Annotated in this window: 13 protein-coding genes and 1 riboswitch; all 13 genes read left to right on the top strand. The window is 44.0% G+C overall.

The genetic code is table 11. The features are described from left to right. Nucleotides 1-70: 70 nt before the first annotated feature. Nucleotides 71-937 carry a glycosyltransferase family 2 protein gene (locus AB432_RS27790; protein WP_048035048.1) on the top strand — a complete coding sequence of 289 codons (867 nt, stop codon included), beginning with the start codon at nucleotides 71-73 and terminating at the stop codon, nucleotides 935-937. Nucleotides 938-942: 5 nt separating this feature from the next. Then, on the top strand, nucleotides 943-2,346 hold the full coding sequence (locus AB432_RS27785) for an undecaprenyl-phosphate glucose phosphotransferase (RefSeq protein ID WP_048035990.1): 1,404 nt from the start codon (nucleotides 943-945) through the stop codon (nucleotides 2,344-2,346). An 18-nt stretch (nucleotides 2,347-2,364) separates the two neighbouring features. Continuing rightward, the gene (gene galU / locus AB432_RS27780; protein ID WP_048035047.1) at nucleotides 2,365-3,264 is read left to right on the top strand and encodes a UTP--glucose-1-phosphate uridylyltransferase GalU; all 900 of its coding nucleotides are present in this window, start codon (nucleotides 2,365-2,367) and stop codon (nucleotides 3,262-3,264) included. Next, entirely contained in the window at nucleotides 3,261-4,259 is a 999-nt protein-coding gene (galE, locus tag AB432_RS27775; RefSeq protein WP_048035046.1) for a UDP-glucose 4-epimerase GalE, read from the top strand. Before galU ends, galE begins: the two co-directional genes overlap by 4 nt. After that, nucleotides 4,256-5,998 carry a phospho-sugar mutase gene (locus AB432_RS27770; protein WP_048035045.1) on the top strand — a complete coding sequence of 581 codons (1,743 nt, stop codon included), beginning with the start codon at nucleotides 4,256-4,258 and terminating at the stop codon, nucleotides 5,996-5,998. Before galE ends, AB432_RS27770 begins: the two co-directional genes overlap by 4 nt. A gap of 168 nt (nucleotides 5,999-6,166) precedes the next feature. Continuing rightward, complete coding sequence (locus tag AB432_RS27765) at nucleotides 6,167-7,453, top strand: glucose-6-phosphate isomerase (RefSeq protein ID WP_048035044.1); 1,287 nt, start codon at nucleotides 6,167-6,169, stop codon at nucleotides 7,451-7,453. A gap of 405 nt (nucleotides 7,454-7,858) precedes the next feature. Then, nucleotides 7,859-8,806 (top strand): accessory Sec system S-layer assembly protein, encoded by a 948-nt coding sequence (locus tag AB432_RS27760; protein ID WP_048035043.1) that lies wholly within the window; start codon nucleotides 7,859-7,861, stop codon nucleotides 8,804-8,806. Nucleotides 8,807-8,899: 93 nt separating this feature from the next. Then, the gene (locus tag AB432_RS27755) at nucleotides 8,900-9,862 is read left to right on the top strand and encodes an SLAP domain-containing protein (protein ID WP_048035042.1); all 963 of its coding nucleotides are present in this window, start codon (nucleotides 8,900-8,902) and stop codon (nucleotides 9,860-9,862) included. Between the two features lie 40 nt (nucleotides 9,863-9,902). Continuing rightward, nucleotides 9,903-10,898, top strand: a complete 996-nt coding sequence (locus AB432_RS27750) for an SLAP domain-containing protein (RefSeq protein ID WP_048035041.1) — start codon at nucleotides 9,903-9,905, stop codon at nucleotides 10,896-10,898. 181 nt (nucleotides 10,899-11,079) lie between these two features. Next, nucleotides 11,080-13,656 (top strand): S8 family peptidase, encoded by a 2,577-nt coding sequence (locus AB432_RS27745; RefSeq protein WP_048035040.1) that lies wholly within the window; start codon nucleotides 11,080-11,082, stop codon nucleotides 13,654-13,656. A gap of 61 nt (nucleotides 13,657-13,717) precedes the next feature. Further along, nucleotides 13,718-13,819: riboswitch (SAM riboswitch) on the top strand. A 132-nt stretch (nucleotides 13,820-13,951) separates the two neighbouring features. Beyond that, the gene (metK, locus tag AB432_RS27740) at nucleotides 13,952-15,157 is read left to right on the top strand and encodes a methionine adenosyltransferase (RefSeq protein ID WP_048035039.1); all 1,206 of its coding nucleotides are present in this window, start codon (nucleotides 13,952-13,954) and stop codon (nucleotides 15,155-15,157) included. A gap of 151 nt (nucleotides 15,158-15,308) precedes the next feature. Continuing rightward, nucleotides 15,309-16,325 carry a polysaccharide deacetylase family protein gene (locus AB432_RS27735; protein WP_048035038.1) on the top strand — a complete coding sequence of 339 codons (1,017 nt, stop codon included), beginning with the start codon at nucleotides 15,309-15,311 and terminating at the stop codon, nucleotides 16,323-16,325. Continuing rightward, nucleotides 16,322-17,464 (top strand): sensor histidine kinase, encoded by a 1,143-nt coding sequence (locus AB432_RS27730; protein WP_048035037.1) that lies wholly within the window; start codon nucleotides 16,322-16,324, stop codon nucleotides 17,462-17,464. Before AB432_RS27735 ends, AB432_RS27730 begins: the two co-directional genes overlap by 4 nt. The last annotated feature ends 14 nt before the right edge of the window (nucleotides 17,465-17,478 follow it).

Here is a 17,478-nt window from a genome sequence, read left to right as displayed (position 1 = left end):
ATAAACGTAAGAAACGTTGTAAAACCATGATATAATGTGGAAAAACGTCAAAACATTGGTGCTAGGTAAAATGGAACTAAGTATTATTATTGTCAATTACAATACTTGTAGGCTAACGTGTGATGCAATTCAGTCAGTTCTTCTGTCAGTTACTGCTTTTGCCTACGAAGTGATTATCGTCGATAACCATTCAACAGACAGTTCGGTAGAAACCATTACTAAATTGTTCCCAGAAGTATGCCTTATCAAAAATGAAGAGAATGTAGGTTTCGCTAAGGCTAATAATCAGGCAATTGCAGTATCAAGTGGAAAATATATATTACTACTGAATTCAGATACAATAATAAAGCCGGATACCCTACAAGTAATGGTTTCTTATATGAATGAACACCCAAAAGTAGGAGCAAGCGGTTGTAAGGTTATGTTGCCAGACGGCAGTTTGGATAAAGCTTGCAAACGTGGTTTTCCAACACCTTCCGCTTCTTTTTACTACTTGACTGGATTATCGAAAGTTTTTCCCAATAAAGCACGATTTAATATGTATCAGCTCACACATCTCGATCCAGATCAATCCTATCAGGTAGACTGTCTAGTAGGAGCCTTTATGGTGGTAAGACGTGAAACGATAAAGCAAGTAGGATTGCTTGATGAGGAATTCTTTATGTACGGTGAAGACGTTGACTGGTGCTATCGGATTAAGCAAAGTGGGTGGGAAATCATCTATTATCCTTATACTTCCATTATTCACTACAAAGGTGCAAGTAGCAAAAGAAAGCCGTATAAAATTGTGTATGAGTTTCATCGAGCGATGTATCTTTTTCATAAGAAACATTACCAAGAAAGATATCCGCTTGTTGTGAACTTGCTTGTTTATGGTGGAATTGTCCTTAAGCTCTTGTTGGCGATGATGCAAAATGCAAGAAAGCGTTTGAGGTGAATGCTTTGATACGCGATAATCAAAAGTTTCTGTCGCAGATATACGCTGTTTTTGATTTGATATTTGTTCAAATAGCCTTCTTGATTTCTTGGTGGTTAAAATTTCATATATTTGCAACTGGGGAGGCGCATCTTACATTTGGTACATATTTTTTATGGGCTTTCGTATATGGAATTATTGCAAATATAGTGGGGTATATTATAGGGTTTTACTCTCCGAAAAGAAAGAAACGATTTTCTTATGAAGCATATAAAGTGATTCAAGTTCATATTATAAGTTTTTTTGGTTTGATAAGTTTATTGTTTGTCATGAAGGAAATTGATTTCTCTCGGTCCTATTTGCTTATTTTTCTATCTTGCAATATTGTATTTGTCGGCTTATATCGTTTTATCGTCAAGATTGGGTTAAAACTTTTTCGAAAAAATGGATACAATAAACAATTTATATTGATCTTGGGTGCTGGCGAGATAGGTAGACGTTTTCATCAAACAGTAATACAAAATCCAGACCTTGGATTTACAGTAGTTGGTTTTTTGGATGATTATCGCATTGAGCACGATGGTGAGAATAGGCATTTAAGTCCTATATTAGGTGGTATTAATGAACTCGATATAGTTCTTGATGAACATCTTGTGGATGAAGTGATAATTGCTTTGCCATTACGCGCGCACACAAAATACGGAAATATAATTTCTGTCTGTGAAAAAGCAGGAGTTCGAACTCTGATTATTCCGGACTTCTTCGATATTTTACCTGCTCGACCATATATTGATACTTTTGCAGATATACCATTGATTAATGTTAGAGACATACCACTCGATGAACTCAGTAATCGTATGCTAAAGCGTCTTTTTGACATTTGTTTTTCATTAGTTGCGATTCTACTAACACTACCCTTACTGTTTATAATTGCGATTGGAATAAAAATGACTTCAAAGGGGCCTGTTATTTTTAAACAAGAACGTGTAGGTATGAACAGGCGTTCTTTTGAAATGTACAAATTTCGTTCAATGAAAGTGATGTCGCAGGACACCTCTGATAAACAATGGACAGTAGAAAATGATCCAAGGAAAACAAGATTTGGTACTTTTTTACGTAAAACCAGTTTGGATGAACTTCCTCAATTCTTTAATGTTCTTAAGGGAGACATGAGTGTTGTCGGACCAAGACCTGAGAGACCTTATTTTGTAGAACAGTTTAAAGAAGAAGTTCCGAAATATATGGTGAAACATCATGTTCGCCCAGGGATAACTGGCTGGGCTCAAGCTAATGGTCTACGTGGCGATACCTCAATTGAAGATCGGATTCTTCACGATATTTTTTATATAGAAAATTGGACATTATTATTTGACATCAAGATCATATACAAAACAATATTAAGAGGTTTTGTGAATAAGAATGCTTACTAATATTTTTAGAGGTGCGAGATGATTAAAAAAGCCATAATCCCAGCGGCTGGGCTAGGTACACGTTTTCTTCCAGCTACAAAAGCTCAACCAAAAGAAATGCTCCCAATCGTTGATAAGCCTACAATTCAATTTATCGTAGAAGAAGCAATCGCCTCCGGTATCGAAGACATTATCATTGTCACCGGAAGAAACAAAAGGGCCATTGAAGATCATTTTGATAGATCCGTTGAATTGGAGCTGAATCTACAAGAGAAAAGTAAAGATGGACTACTAGAAATAGTAGAGAGTATTTCAAACATGGTAGACATTCATTATATACGCCAAAAGGAACCCCTTGGCTTAGGGCATGCAGTATACTGCGCTCGTAAATTTATTGGCAATGAACCTTTCGCCGTACTTCTTGGCGATGACATTATACACAGTAAAGAACCATGCTTGAGACAAATGATCGATGTTTTTCAAAGAGAGAAAAAATCAGTGATCGGTGTTCAAAGAGTAGACTGGAAAGAAACTAGTAAATATGGTATTGTAACGCCGGGCATTCAACTAGCGAATGAGACGGAAGTTCTAGACTTGGTCGAAAAGCCAAAAATCAATCCTCCTTCAAACCTTGCAGTAATGGGCCGCTACATATTACAACCTGAAGTTTTCGACTACCTAGCTCGTACAGAACCTGGAGCAGGTGGAGAGATTCAATTAACTGATGCTTTAAAAGAGTTAGCCAGGGCACAAGGTTTGGTAGCTTTAGAGTTTGAAGGAAAACGATACGATGTGGGGGACAAGTTGGGCTTTTTGCAAGCTACTGTCGAGTTTGCACTAATGCGGGATGATTTGCGGAATGAATTTCAGGAGTATCTCTTGGACATAGTGAAACATCTCCAACAACCGGTTTCCGTCGGATCTGGGGGTAAACAATGAACGTACTGGTAACAGGCGGGGCAGGGTACATTGGAAGCCATACAGTAAAGGTTTTGCTTGAAAAAGGAATACAGGTCGTTGTGCTGGACAGCTTGGTTACAGGGCATAGGGAGGCTGTTCCTTCCACTGTACCGTTTTATGAGGGGGACATTGCTGATTCCCTATTGGTCACCCGTATTGTAAAACGGCACGCAATAAACGCAGTCATCCACTTCGCTGCACGCAGCCTGGTCGGCGAATCCATCGCGAAACCGGATCTGTATTTTCAGGAGAATACAGCCAAAACGACCCAGCTTCTTTCTACGCTCATTCAAAATGACGTGAAGCGGGTCGTATTTTCGTCTACTGCGGCTGTTTATGGCATACCTAACGATGTTCCAATCCCTGAGCAGGCGACGACTCAACCTATCAATCCATATGGTTTGTCCAAGCTGATGATTGAGCAGTCCATGCATTGGTTGGAACAAGCGTATGGTTTGCAATGGATGGCGTTACGCTATTTCAATGCCGCAGGGGCTGCTTTGGATGGGAGCATCGGTGAAGATCATCTTCCAGAGACACACCTGATTCCCTTGGTCTTGCAGACCGCTTTGGGAAAACGTCCTGCCATTCAAATATTCGGTACTGACTACGACACACCAGACGGAACCTGTATCCGTGACTATATCCATGTTCTCGATTTAGCTGAAGCTCATGTGTTGGCACTGAAAGCCATGGCTGAAGGACAACCTTCGAGAGCGATTAATGTCGGTACCGGTCAGGGATATTCAGTTCGCCAAGTTATCGAAACAGCACGCAGTGTCACAGAGCGTGACATCCGTGTTTTGGAAACAGAGCGGCGAATGGGAGATCCAGCAATGCTTGTTGCCAGAGTAGATGAGATCATGGGCAAATTGGGCTGGATGCCAAAATACAGCGATTTGAAAACCATGATTCAATCCGCCTGGGAGTGGCATCAAAATAATCCGGACGGTTACAACGGGGGAGCGAAATGAACGAATTAGAGATGTACCAGGAATGGTTAGAACATCAAGGGATAGACGAACAAACGAAAACGGAGCTTCTCTCCATTACAGATTCTCCCAAAGATATAGAAGACCGTTTTTTTAAATATTTGGAGTTTGGTACTGGGGGAATGCGAGGAGTCTTAGGAGCTGGCACGAACCGTATCAATCGCTATACCGTCAGGCGTGCGACTCAGGGATTAGCCGACTATATCGCAAAAGTTGGTGCAGATGCAAAGAAAAAAGGTGTTGTTATCGCGTACGACTCCCGTCACCAGTCAGCGTTCTTGGCGGAAGAGACGGCGTGCACGTTGGTTGCAAATGGCATTCGTGTTTATTTATTTGACCAGCTTCGTCCGACACCTGAGCTTTCATTTGCTGTTCGTTACCTGAAAGCACAAGCGGGAATTGTAATTACAGCTAGTCATAATCCACCCGAATATAACGGATACAAAGTGTACTGGGAAGACGGCGGGCAGATCGCGTCAGACATCGCTGCCCAAATCATCGCTGAAGTGAATAAGCTTTCTACATTTGAAGGAATTCACTATATATCTCGCGAGGATGCAGAGAAATCTGGATTTTTGCAGATGATTGGCAATGAGCTGGACCAGATATACATGGAACGATTGGAAAAGGTATCGCTTAATTCCGATGTAGTTCGCGACATGAGTACTTCTTTTTCTATAGTATATACTCCGCTCCATGGGGCTGGACGAATGCTAGTACCGGAAACTCTAAAAAGAATCGGCTTTACTCAAGTTCATATCGTGCAGGAACAAGATGTTCCAGATCCAAACTTCAGTACGGTAAAATCACCAAATCCCGAGGAAAAAGAAGCGTTTCAGATGGCGTTGTCGCTCGCTCAGGAAAAGAAAGCAGATATCGTTGTTGCCACTGATCCTGACTGTGACCGGGTGGGAATAGCTGCCCGCGACAAAACTGGAGAATATGTTTTCCTGACAGGGAATCAAACTGGGGCACTTTTGGTAGAGTATTTGTTGTCTGTCAAAGCCCAAAAGGGAACCCTTTCATCTGGCGATACAGTACTCACTACAATTGTCACCAGTGAGTTGGGGAGTGCTGTAGCTCGCAAATATGGTATAGATACGATTCTCACGTTAACGGGATTCAAATATATAGCTGAACAAATTCGTCTGTTTGAGGAGCAGGGAGGGCGCCAGTTTGTTTTCGGCTACGAGGAAAGCTATGGTTATTTAGCGGATTCGTTTGTCCGAGATAAAGACGCTGTCATGTCTACCATGCTGATATGCGAAATGGGCGCCTTCTATAAGAAGCAAGGGAAGAGCTTGATCGATGTATTGAATGATCTCTATGCCGAACATGGTTTCTATCAGGAAGGGTTAGAATCCCGCACGTTGAAAGGAATCGATGGTTTGGAGCGTATTCAGGCTATCATGAACGATTGGCGGACAAATTCCCCTGTTACCATTGCTGGAAGTTCAATCGTGGAAAGCCGTGATTATGCAAAACAGATTGCTCTCGATACAAAAAGCGGTATAGAAACCACCTTATCTTTGCCGAAAGAGAATGTTTTGCAGTATTGGCTTGAGGATGGGTCTTGGTTCTGCTTACGACCATCGGGAACGGAACCCAAGCTTAAGATTTATTTTTCTATAAAAGGGCAAAGTCAAGCAGAATCAATTCAACGAATGGATCAAATAAAGGAACAAGTTTTGAGACGTGTCGATGAAATTTCACTAGGGTAGATATACTTAAAGGCTTTTCACTTTGTCGTCTTTGAGGTGAAAAGTCTTTTTGTTCCATTTGCTTATTGAATTTTGGGCACAGTCCTTCCAGATATCGAACAAATAACCGATACATAAACAAGAGATAAGAATTTAGAGATCAGAGACGATAGCTTGGAGGTTTTATAAATGGGACTATCTTTCAATTTTTCAAATGCGCTACCCTTTATCGATAAAAAAGAAGTAGACAACCTGAGTGAACTCGTAAAAGAAGCGCATGATTTCCTTCATGAAAAGATGGGACCGGGTTCTGATTACCTCGGCTGGGTTGACTTGCCAAACAACTATGATCAAGCTGAGTTCGAACGAATCCAACGAGCGGCAGAACGCATCAGAAAAGATTCCCAGGCGTTTATCGTCATTGGAATCGGGGGATCGTATCTAGGAGCACGTGCAGCCATTGAGGCATTAACTCATTCCTTTTACAACCAGCTATCTGGTTCTACAGAGGTATATTTTGCAGGCCATAATATGAGTACCAGATACCTTAGTCATCTTTTTGAAATACTAGACGGGAAAGATATCTCTATCAATGTCATCTCAAAATCGGGAACCACGCTAGAAACGGCCCTAGCATTTCGAGTCTTTAAGGATTTCATAGAGAAGAAATACGGAAAAGAAGGTGCGAGAGAGCGCATTTACGTGACGACAGACAAATCCAGAGGAGCGCTCAAAAAGCTTGCAGAAGAAGAAGGCTATGAAACCTTTGTGATCCCTGATGATGTAGGTGGCAGGTATTCTGTTTTGACGGCAGTAGGGCTTTTGCCAATGGCCGTTGCTGGGCTTAATATAGAACGAATGATGGAAGGGGCAAGAGCAGCCTCTCATCACTATGACAATCCGGATTTATGGAGTAATGAGAGCTACCAGTATGCAGCCGTCCGGAATGTATTGTATCGAAAGGGTAAGACCATTGAATTGCTGGTCAGTTATGAACCGTCCCTACAATATTTATCAGAGTGGTGGAAACAACTGTTTGGTGAAAGCGAAGGGAAAGAGCATAAAGCTCTATTTCCTGCCTCCGTTCAATTTTCTACTGACTTACATTCTATTGGGCAATATATACAAGATGGGAGACGGGATTTAATTGAAACCGTACTCTTTGTAAGTAATCAGCAAGAGCATCTATTCATTGAATCTGACCCTGCAAATATAGATGGGTTAAACTACTTGGCGGGAAAAACATTTCATGATTTGAATCGAATATCCTTTCAAGGAGTGGTCCTCGCCCATGTCGAGGGAGGAGTACCAAACCTGAGTATCGAGCTGGATGAAATGAACGAGTATACTTTCGGTGAATTAATTATCTTTTTTGAAAAGGCATGTGCTGTGAGTGGCTATTTGTTGGGCGTAAACCCATTTGATCAACCAGGCGTAGAAGAGTACAAAAAAAATATCAGAGCCTTACTGGTATAATGAAATAATGAATGAAGTGGAAAAATCAGGGCAAAAGCCCTGGTTTTCTATTTTTTTAGGCATACAAAAAAAGAGCCAACTGAATGATTCAGCTGGCAAAAAGTAATTCCCCAAGTTATTTGTTTAGACTCCTATATTTTATCAATTACAAACAACAATGTAAACTTTATCTCGTTATGGAAATGAAATACATAAGGCGATTCTTCCATTCCTTGACATCATCTGCTCCATACGGGTATCCTAACATAACTACTATTACGAATGGCTCTGTTCTATGGTTGCAATAACCGTTTATTTGCTGTTTGTAATGCCAAGTTTTCTATGTTGCAAAAGGATGTCACTATGCTATAGTGGATGACGAATGCAAACTGTATATAGATGTAGAGAAAAGTTGGGAGCGACGATATGTTATCCTTCTTGAAGAATTTAATGGGGAATAAACCAACGGCGAAAGAGGTTCAAGAGCAGGTTCAGGAGGAATCAATCTTGTCCGCTTCTGATACCGCACAGTCACATCAAGAAGAAAACCAGGTACAGGATGCATCTTCTGGCGTCATCACAACGCTCTCCCTGCATAAATCATGGGAAGATAAGCTTAGTCCACAGGAGAAGTATTCGCTCTCCTTTATGGCTCAAGAACTGACACCATTGCAGGCGGGGAATATCTCTCTGGCAGGGACTGCACTTGTTCCGCATGATGAAGGGATTGAAGTGACAGCGTTCATCCGGAACAGTTCTGATGAACCTGTGCAGCTGAATGAGACGACACTGGTGGTACTGTTCGGTGATCAGGAGTTGTTTACCCGCCAGACGTTCGATATGAGCGAGATCGGGGAAATTCCACCACGTTCCGCTAGACCGTGGTCGTTTGTATTTGATAGAGAACACTTCCTGAAAGTGGATGTTCTTTTGGCAAATTGGAAAATTGCTTTTGAATTGGCGGAAAAGAAAATGGTTCTGCCACATCAGTTGGAGCTAGAGGAATCCTGGATTAAGGCGCTATCTGAAGAACAGAAAACTTACTTGATTCAGTTAGCCAAGAATCTTCCTGCATTAAAAGAGGGAGAGGTCAATATCCAGAGTGTACAGCTTGGTCGTTCGTCAGAAGGCGATCTTCATGTCATGCTTCTGATACGCAACGGCTCTGGGCAGTCCCTGTCCCTGGAAAAATTGCCGTTGGCGCTGTTTGATGCAAGTGGAGATAAAGTGGCGGAAGGCTTATTTGAACTGGATGGTCTGACTGTCCATGCAAATACCAGTAAGCCGTGGGTGTTTATTTTTCCGCCGGCAAGCTTCCAAAAGGAAGCGCCAGATTTGTCTCGTTGGAAAGTGAGTGTACCCCAAGGAGCTTGATTTTTCGAGAGGCGAATTTGCATGGGCTAGTCTAAAACGTTTATGATGATAAGAGAAGCTTCGTTCGTGCCCGGACGTGTGAGGAGGTATCATATGTTTTCCTTTATGAAGAATTTGTTAGGTAAAGATCAACAGAAGCGCTCCCTCGAGGATCTGAAAAAAGAGATTCAGGAAGAGTCGACAATTGATTTAGCTTCCATGACTAGCAACGAAGTCGAATTGGATAGCAATGGTGAACTGGAAAAGTCTGCTGCGAAGGCTGAGAAAATTCGAACGGAGCTATCCTTGAGCCCGATATGGGAAAGTGAGCTGGATTCGGAGAAAAAGTACACTCTCCGCTTTTTGCAAGCAGAGTTGCCTGAGATGGTACCAGGCATGATTAGCGTAACAGGCTTCAGTATGATTCCGCAGCCAAACGGAATGACTGTCGCTATGTTTTTCCGCAACGCCACAAATAAACCTGTGCGTATTAAAAACGTAGGATTAGCGATTTATCTGGACGACAAGCCTTTTGCGCGGATCAGAGTGGATTTGTCAGATATGGAGGCTATTCCACCGCATTCCAGCCGTCCATGGGAGGTTTTGTTCCCGGAAGAAAGCTATTTGCATGACAACTTCACCTTTAGCCGTTGGAAAGTGGTAATGAAGGCCAGCAGAAGTACACATGTTTGGCCTCGTACACTGGAGCTTGATCCTGAAATGGAGAAGCGCATGACTGATCGTCAAAAGGATCGTCTGGAAGCTTTGACACAGTCTTTGCCGTTGGTTCCTATTAATACGGTGGAAGTAACGGGTTTTGACATCCGGAAAACCGAGGAAGGAAACCTGGTGGTAGCCATGCTTTTCCGAAATGGACTCAGCCATGATTACCGTCCGGAAAAACTCAAATTGACGATTTCGGATTCAGATGGAGATGTAGTTGCGACAGGTTCTCTGGATGCAAGCACCATTCGGGTGAAGCCTGGAAACAGCCGTCCATGGCTGATTGTATTCCCACCTAAATTTGTGAAAAAGCCTGATGCCGACCTGAAAAGATGGGCGCTTACTGTAGAGTAGAACGCACATTTTTTCAGGATGGGAAAGAGGAGGTTGCTATATGAGTTGGTTATTGGAAAATTGGTTTGGTTCCAAAGAGAGCTTGGAGCAAGTACGCGAAGATATTCATGAGAATCTTCATAGAGAGTTTTATTTGGGTGTATCCGGACTGGATAATCCGCAACAATCTGCGAACCGTGTGGACTCGAAGGAACTGTTTTTGGTGATGAACGGTCCTTGGGAAAATCAATTGGATGACGCTGAGCAGGAGCTATTGCAATACGCGCATGATGAAATGCCTCCGGTGGTTCGTAACGAAGTGGGTATCATTCCGTTCTTCACGCAGGTTACCAATGATGGTTATCTGGTTCTTACCTACATTCGCAATGCGACAGAGCGCAGCGTTTTGCTTCAAAAGCTCCCGTTGTCTTTGGTTACGGAGGACGGAGAAGAGGTCGCGAGAAAAACGTTTGACCTGGTTGCTTCGGGACCAGTAGGAGAGATGTCCAGTCGCCCGATGGAATTTATGTTCCGTTGGGATGAGTTCGACCGTATCCCTGAAAAAGAGATACCTCTGATGCTGACTTTTATCAAGCCTAAAAAGCACGAAGTAGAGGATAACCAAAATTATAATTGGGGTCTGAGTGCAAATGAGTCGGAGCAGTATTTGCAACAGGCTGAAGAGAAGAATCCGATTGTAGAGGGCGAAGTAGATTTGCAAGTCCTCGATATCAAGCCTGGTGAAGATAATGGCTTGAAAGTTATCGTTGCTTTCCGTAACGGCTTAGGAAAACGTCTGGAGTTTACCGAAGTACCAATTATTGTTCATGATAAAGCGGGCGATACGGTAGCACGTGTACACTTCACGTTGGAAAACATGAAGGTGGAAGCGAACAGCCATCGCGTGTGGGCGTTCGATATTCCTTCCTCTTCCTTTAAAAAAGAAACGGTAAATATTGCTGAACTGACTGCCTTTATTCCGAAAGCGCAACAACGAAAAAAAGAAAAAGCTCAGGTAGCACCTGAAGTAGAAGACAATAAAGGTTTGTTACAGTAAGGAGAAAAACCCTTTTTGCCGATGGTGAAAAGGGTTTTCTTCTGTGAAAGCGTTCCAAATATTGGAGAATGAGGGTTGCGTGTCCCCCTTTTCATCCGCTATGCTAAAGACCAGATGACAAATACCTGAATTCCTTTTAGACTGCTACTTTTGCAGGGGAGAGAAGGAAGGACTGTTTTACATGAAAAGATCAGTGAACATGTCAGTGACTGTTACATTAATGGTCACGCTCATTATGGCAAACAACCAATCAGTCTTCGCAGCAGCACCTCCCGCATCCAATGACTACTATTTGACCAACCAGCTGCATCTCAGTCAAATTAAAGCAGATAAAGCTTGGCCAGCGGTAAATAGCAATGAGCAGATTATTATTGCTGTATTGGATTCTGGGGCAGATTATAAACACCCTGATTTAAAGGGCAATCTTTTGCCGGGTGTGAATCTCGTCAATCCTGGGAAGTCAGCACAGGACGACAACGGGCACGGCACAGAAGTAGCCGGTGTTCTTGCTGCTAGTGGAAATAATAATATCGGTGTTTCAGGTGTTCTTTGGAATGCCAGGATTTTACCGATTAAAGTCTTGAATAGCAAGGCGTCATCGGATGTAGAGCTGATTGCGAAAGGCATCAATGTAGCTTTGGATCGTGGTGCTAAAGTCATTGTGATGTCCTTTAGCAGTATGGCTTACTCCAAATCGTTGGCAGCTGCTGTACAACGCGCGGAGAGAAGTGGAGCCGTTTTGGTTGCAGCAAGTGGTAATGAAAGTAGCCGTGTGGCGTATCCGGCTGCGTATCCAACAGTCGTAGCGGTAGGGGCTGTGAGAAGTAACAATGAAGTCTTGTCTCAGGCAAATACGGGGCCCGAATTGAATATGGTTGCTCCTGGGTTGAATGTATACACAACGAAGCTTGGGGGAAAATACGGCTCGTTTAGTGGTACTTCAGCAGCGGCACCGCAAGTAGCTGGTGCAGCTGCGCTCATTCTCGCTCGGCACCCTAATCTTAGTCCATTTGATGTGAGGCAATTGCTTTATCAAACGGCTACTGACTTGGGGGAGAAAGGATGGGATCGGAAGACTGGATACGGCTTGTTAGATGTCAACAAAGCAGTAAAAACGGCACTTTCTTACGACTTTTTAGAGCCGAATGATTCTTCTTCCAAAGCGAAGGCGTTTCCGATTGAGTCACAAATACGCGGCAATTTGGGTCCAAAAGATACCGTAGATTGGCTGAAGATGGACATTCCTTACGATGGAAAGGTCAGCTTTACGGCTACAGTGACATCGGGTATTTCTTCAGCGATGGCTGCTACCTTTTACCCTGAGAATCGTCAACCGATTACACAGTACTTCGGGAATGGCGATACGATAACAGTCCCGGCCAAGGCAGGAAGAATGAACATCCGCTTAATGCGCAGTGGAGGCGTTAACAACGCTTTTACATACGTGTTGACGAGTAAATTTTCGATCAATCCTGACCGAAATGAACCGAACGATACACAAGAAACGGCAAGACCGCTCGTAGGGAACCAAATTAGTGTGACAGGCAATTTTCATGATGAAGGCGATCAGGATTGGTTCTCCTACTACGTTCGTGAGTACGGGCATTTAGATGTTTCTGTTAGCCCTGACAACAAGCGAGTGGATCTGTTGCTGGGTCTTGGTAAACAAGCGCCCGGTCAAAAATCAGTAGTCTGGGATCCTCTGTACGATAATGGGACAAAGGACAATCCGACAGAGCGGGTCAGTAAAGAGGTGTCCCCGGGTAAATATTACATCCGTGTGAGCGAGTATTCGCGGAATGCAGTCAATGGCGAATACCAGCTAGATTTGGGGTACACGCCAGTTAAAAAGGATCTCAATGAGCCGAATGATACCTATCAAAAGGCGTCTCCGTTAAGCGGTGGGACAGTGATGTCAGGAACAATTCCGACAGCAACTGATTCCGACTGGTTCCAATTTACTGTGAATAGCGAATCATACGTGACATTCCGGGCGCCGTATATTCCTGTGGAGAGTGGCTTTCGTTACGCACTTTACAGCGATCGAAACATGAACTATGCGCTTGCTTCGACGAATGAGGTAGCCGAGCTTTCCAATAGTGGGAATGACATTATCGGGTTGCGCTTACAGCCAGGAAAATACTATGTACGCCTCAATAGCGGTACTGCGTTCAAATATGAATCGTACCGACTCACGGTGACGCAGCAGAAATTGATAGCGGGCTATCGCGATATTTCCGACCACTGGGCGCGCTCAGAGATCGTCAGACTCAGCTCTCGCGATATTGTAAATGGATTTAATGATGCGTCGTTCAAGCCGAATCAGGCAGTGACCCGTGCAGAGTTTGCGACGATGCTGCTTAAGTCGATGCGTGCGACCGGTTCCAAGGTAGCGACTACCTACACAGGAAAAACGACCTTCCGAGATATGCCAAAGCGGCACTGGGCGTATCACAACTTAGGTGTAGCCTACCAGTTAGGAATTTTGAAAGGGTACCCGAAGAGTGAAATGAAGCCGGATCAGCCGATATCGCGTGCAGAGATGGCAGTAATGATCGCGCGGGCACGTGATGTTTTGATGTATAACCGCGGTACCTCGAAATATCAGGATGTGCCAGCGAGTCATTGGGCTTCTCCTGCCATTGAAGCTTTGACATCTAGAAACTGGCTCAGTGGGTACGGATCTTCCTTTAAACCGAACGGAAGGGCAACGCGCGCCGAGGTAGTGGTGGTACTTTCCAAAGCCTATCAATTATAAGTAAAATTATTCCTATTGACATCTCTGAAAAAAACAATTATTCTATTATCCGTAATGGATACTCTTATCCAGAGCAGGCGGAGGGACTGGCCCTATGAAGCCCGGCAACCGATCTAGAGCGGTGCTAACCAGCAGAACGGACATCTGTTCTGGCCGATAAGAGGATGAAGGAAGCAAAAAACGCTCAAACCTTTTCCTCCTAAAAATGGAAAAGGTTTTTTATTTGCGTTTACGTAGATAAAATCCTGACTCGGCTACCACACTATTTGTATGAGGTCAAAGGAGGTATTTTCTCATGGCTTTGCAAAAAGGTCGTCGTCTGTTTACATCCGAATCTGTAACTGAAGGACATCCGGATAAAATTTGTGACCAAATTTCCGACTCCATCTTGGATGCGATCCTGTCCAAAGATCCAAACGCTCGCGTAGCTTGCGAAACTTCCGTAACTACTGGTTTGGTTCTCGTAGCAGGTGAAATCACTACAAACACTTATGTGGATATCCAAAAGCTCGTTCGTGAAACCATTCGTGAAATCGGTTATGACCGTGCGAAATTCGGTTTTGACGCTGATACTTGCGGTGTTATTACTGCAATTGGCGAGCAGTCCGCTGACATTGCACTTGGTGTAGACCAAGCATTAGAAGCACGCGAAGGCCAAATGACTGACGCTGAGATTGAAGCAATTGGTGCTGGTGACCAAGGTTTGATGTTTGGTTTTGCTTGCAATGAAACACCTGAACTGATGCCACTTCCGATCAGCATGTCCCACCAATTGGCTCGTCGTCTGACGGAAGTACGTAAAAACGGAACACTTGCTTACCTCCGTCCTGACGGAAAAACACAAGTTACTGTTGAGTACGATGGCGACAAACCAGTTCGTATCGATACAATCGTTATTTCTACCCAACATGCTCCTGAAACAACTCTGGAGCAAATCAAGCAAGATCTGGTTGAACACGTAATCAAACCAGTTGTTCCAGCTGAACTGTTGGACGCTGAAACCAAATACTTCATCAACCCAACTGGCCGTTTCGTAATTGGCGGACCACAAGGGGATGCTGGCTTGACTGGCCGCAAAATCATCGTAGATACTTACGGCGGTTATGCTCGTCATGGCGGCGGTGCGTTCTCCGGTAAAGATCCGACAAAAGTTGACCGTTCCGGTGCTTACGCTGCTCGTTATGTAGCGAAAAACATCGTGGCTGCTGGCCTCGCAGACAAATGCGAAGTACAAGTTGCTTACGCGATTGGTGTAGCACAACCAGTTTCCATCGCAGTAGATACATTCGGTACAGGTACCATTTCCGAAGAAGCTCTGGTGAAATTGGTTCGCAAACACTTCGACCTGCGTCCTGCTGGTATCATCAAGCAGCTCGACCTGCGTCGTCCTATCTACAAACAAACAGCTGCATATGGCCACTTCGGACGCAATGACCTGAATGTTCCTTGGGAGCAAACAGACAAAGCAGAAGTTCTGAAGCAAGAGGCTGCTCAACTGTAATATTGCTGAATGACATAAAAAGAGCCTGGTATTGCTACTGGGCTCTTTTTCGTTTTAGGAGCAAAGTCATCCAATTATTGGGTCGATTGTTGCACAGGAATTTGTAGGACTGTGTCGAATCTCCTAGTGAGGAAGTAGAGGAGGGGTTTTTTTGCCGAACAGAAGGCTCTTCCTGATCGTGTTTCTTACTTTTTTGTTTTTTGCAGTGGCTATTGGGTTGTTAGGCGAATCTTTTCTGGAAAAAAAGAATAAACAAGAAGTGCAACCTTTTCCCCAAGTGGATACGTCTATAAGCATAAGTGAGACAAAAAATGCTGAGCCAAACGTCACACCAATTGAAGAAGCAGCGGTTCAAACGAAAAAGTGGTATAACAATCAGGTTGTGGTTTTGACGTACCATCATGTTACGGATCAATCGAATCAGCGGTATGTCATAGCTCCTGACCAATTTGCCCGACACATGAAATTTTTGCATGATAACGACCTGAATCCGATTTCGTTGGATGAGTTCCTGCGATTTATGGAGACGGGTACCTTACCGACTGAGAATGCTGTTTTGATTACGTTTGACGATGGGTATGAGAGTTATTACAAAGAAGCATTTCCGATCTTATGTACATACGGCTACCCTTCAGTGAACTTCGCAATTGCGGGGCGCTTAAGAGATGTAGCTGACCGAAAACGGGAGAATATGACGCCACCACTTACGCGTCAACAGGTTAACGAAATGATTCATACGGGACTGGTTACGATCGGGTCCCACACGTACAGTCTGCATGAAGAGGAAGAACGAAATGAGTGGGGCGATCTTGGCCCAGAAACAGCTCCGGTCTATCTGAAAGACTTGCAGCGTTTAGAGGACGAGAAAGAGTACAGGGACCGCCTCTATGTGGATTTCAGTATATCTCGCGTTAGCTTAAGCGAATGGATGAAGCAAGAGATCAAAGTCATCTCGTTGCCGTTTGGATTCACAAGTCCAATCGTACTGGAGACAGCACGTCAAGCTGGCTACCGCTATGTGTTTACATCCAATCGTGGATTCGTAAAACAGGGAACAGATCCGTTTGCCATTCCACGCAATGACATGGGACTGCGAGATGTAGAAGAAGAGCACCTCCAACAGTTGTTCACGAAGGCTAAAAATGAGTTTGAAGGAGAGCAATCATGAACAAAGCGATAGACATCAGCGTGCTGGACGGGGTGATCAAACGAACGATTGAAACCGTAGAAACGAGTAAAACCCAAATATTTGATATAGCAGAAAACGCCAGACAGCATGGCAACTCATTGAAGTTCGATTTACATGAACTTCGACAAGAGATTTCGAAAGTGATTCAAAAAGTAGATGCGCTTGAACTCGCGTATCGCAAATCGCGCAACAAGCTCGTGTTGGTCAGTCGTAATTTTCATATGTACACGGAGGAAGATATCCGGGTTGCGTATGAAGAGGCGAGCCGTATTCAGGTAGAGCTGTCCATTTACCGCGAGCGGGAAAACAATTTGAAGCGCAGAAGAAATGATTTGGAGCGTCAACTGCGTACTTTGGAAGAAACCATCGTCCGTGCAGAAAAGCTGGTTTCTCAAATGGGCGTCGTGCTTGGTTACTTGACGGGTGACTTAAGCAAGATAGGCGAGGCGCTGGAATCGGCTAAGCAGCATCAGTTGATGGGCCTAAAGGTAATCCAGGCTCAGGAAGAAGAACGCAAGCGTGTCGCGCGCGAAATTCACGACGGTCCAGCTCAATCGATGGCGAATGTCGTGTTGCGCTCGGAAATTGTAGAGCGCATGTTGAAAAACGAGCGCATTTTAGAAGCGCAAATGGAACTTCACGAGCTGAAGGAAATGGTACGCTTGAGCTTGGCGGATGTTCGACGTATTATTTTTGATTTGCGTCCAATGGCATTAGATGACTTAGGGCTAGTACCTACCTTGCAAAAATATATTCAAACGTGCGAAGAGCGTATTCAGTCTTCCATCGATCTGGTAGTATTTGGTGTGGAGCCTCCTTTGCGAAGTTCAGTAAAGGCTGCGATCTTCCGTTTGGTTCAGGAATGTCTGAACAATGTGGAGAAGCACGCAGGCGCTACGACCGTTCAAGTGAAGCTGGAATTTGTACAAGATTCGTTAAGCCTTGTCGTCAAAGACGATGGGGTCGGATTCGATCTGGAAAAACGCATGGCGAATGGCAACTCTTTTGGACTCTTGGGAATGCGTGAGCGTGTACAGCTCTTAGAAGGCAGTGTCGAGCTGCAATCCACTCCGGGAGAGGGAACCAAGGTTATATTCCAAATACCGATAAAATTGTGACATGATACGTAAAT

Source organism: Brevibacillus brevis, assembly GCF_001039275.2.
In the GTDB taxonomy this organism is placed as follows: Bacteria; Bacillota; Bacilli; order Brevibacillales; family Brevibacillaceae; genus Brevibacillus; species Brevibacillus brevis_C.
This window is presented reverse-complemented; position numbering and strand designations above follow the sequence as displayed.

What these genes read in the sequence shown, in the direction of transcription:
- AB432_RS27730 (WP_048035037.1), top strand. Translation starts at nt 16,322, where the DNA reads ATGAACAAAGCGATAGACATCAGCGTGCTGGACGGGGTGATCAAACGA.
- AB432_RS27765 (WP_048035044.1), top strand. Translation starts at nt 6,167, where the DNA reads ATGGGACTATCTTTCAATTTTTCAAATGCGCTACCCTTTATCGATAAA.
- AB432_RS27750 (WP_048035041.1), top strand. Translation starts at nt 9,903, where the DNA reads ATGAGTTGGTTATTGGAAAATTGGTTTGGTTCCAAAGAGAGCTTGGAG.
- galU (WP_048035047.1), top strand. Translation starts at nt 2,365, where the DNA reads ATGATTAAAAAAGCCATAATCCCAGCGGCTGGGCTAGGTACACGTTTT.
- AB432_RS27770 (WP_048035045.1), top strand. Translation starts at nt 4,256, where the DNA reads ATGAACGAATTAGAGATGTACCAGGAATGGTTAGAACATCAAGGGATA.
- galE (WP_048035046.1), top strand. Translation starts at nt 3,261, where the DNA reads ATGAACGTACTGGTAACAGGCGGGGCAGGGTACATTGGAAGCCATACA.
- AB432_RS27755 (WP_048035042.1), top strand. Translation starts at nt 8,900, where the DNA reads ATGTTTTCCTTTATGAAGAATTTGTTAGGTAAAGATCAACAGAAGCGC.
- AB432_RS27760 (WP_048035043.1), top strand. Translation starts at nt 7,859, where the DNA reads ATGTTATCCTTCTTGAAGAATTTAATGGGGAATAAACCAACGGCGAAA.
- AB432_RS27790 (WP_048035048.1), top strand. Translation starts at nt 71, where the DNA reads ATGGAACTAAGTATTATTATTGTCAATTACAATACTTGTAGGCTAACG.
- AB432_RS27745 (WP_048035040.1), top strand. Translation starts at nt 11,080, where the DNA reads ATGAAAAGATCAGTGAACATGTCAGTGACTGTTACATTAATGGTCACG.
- metK (WP_048035039.1), top strand. Translation starts at nt 13,952, where the DNA reads ATGGCTTTGCAAAAAGGTCGTCGTCTGTTTACATCCGAATCTGTAACT.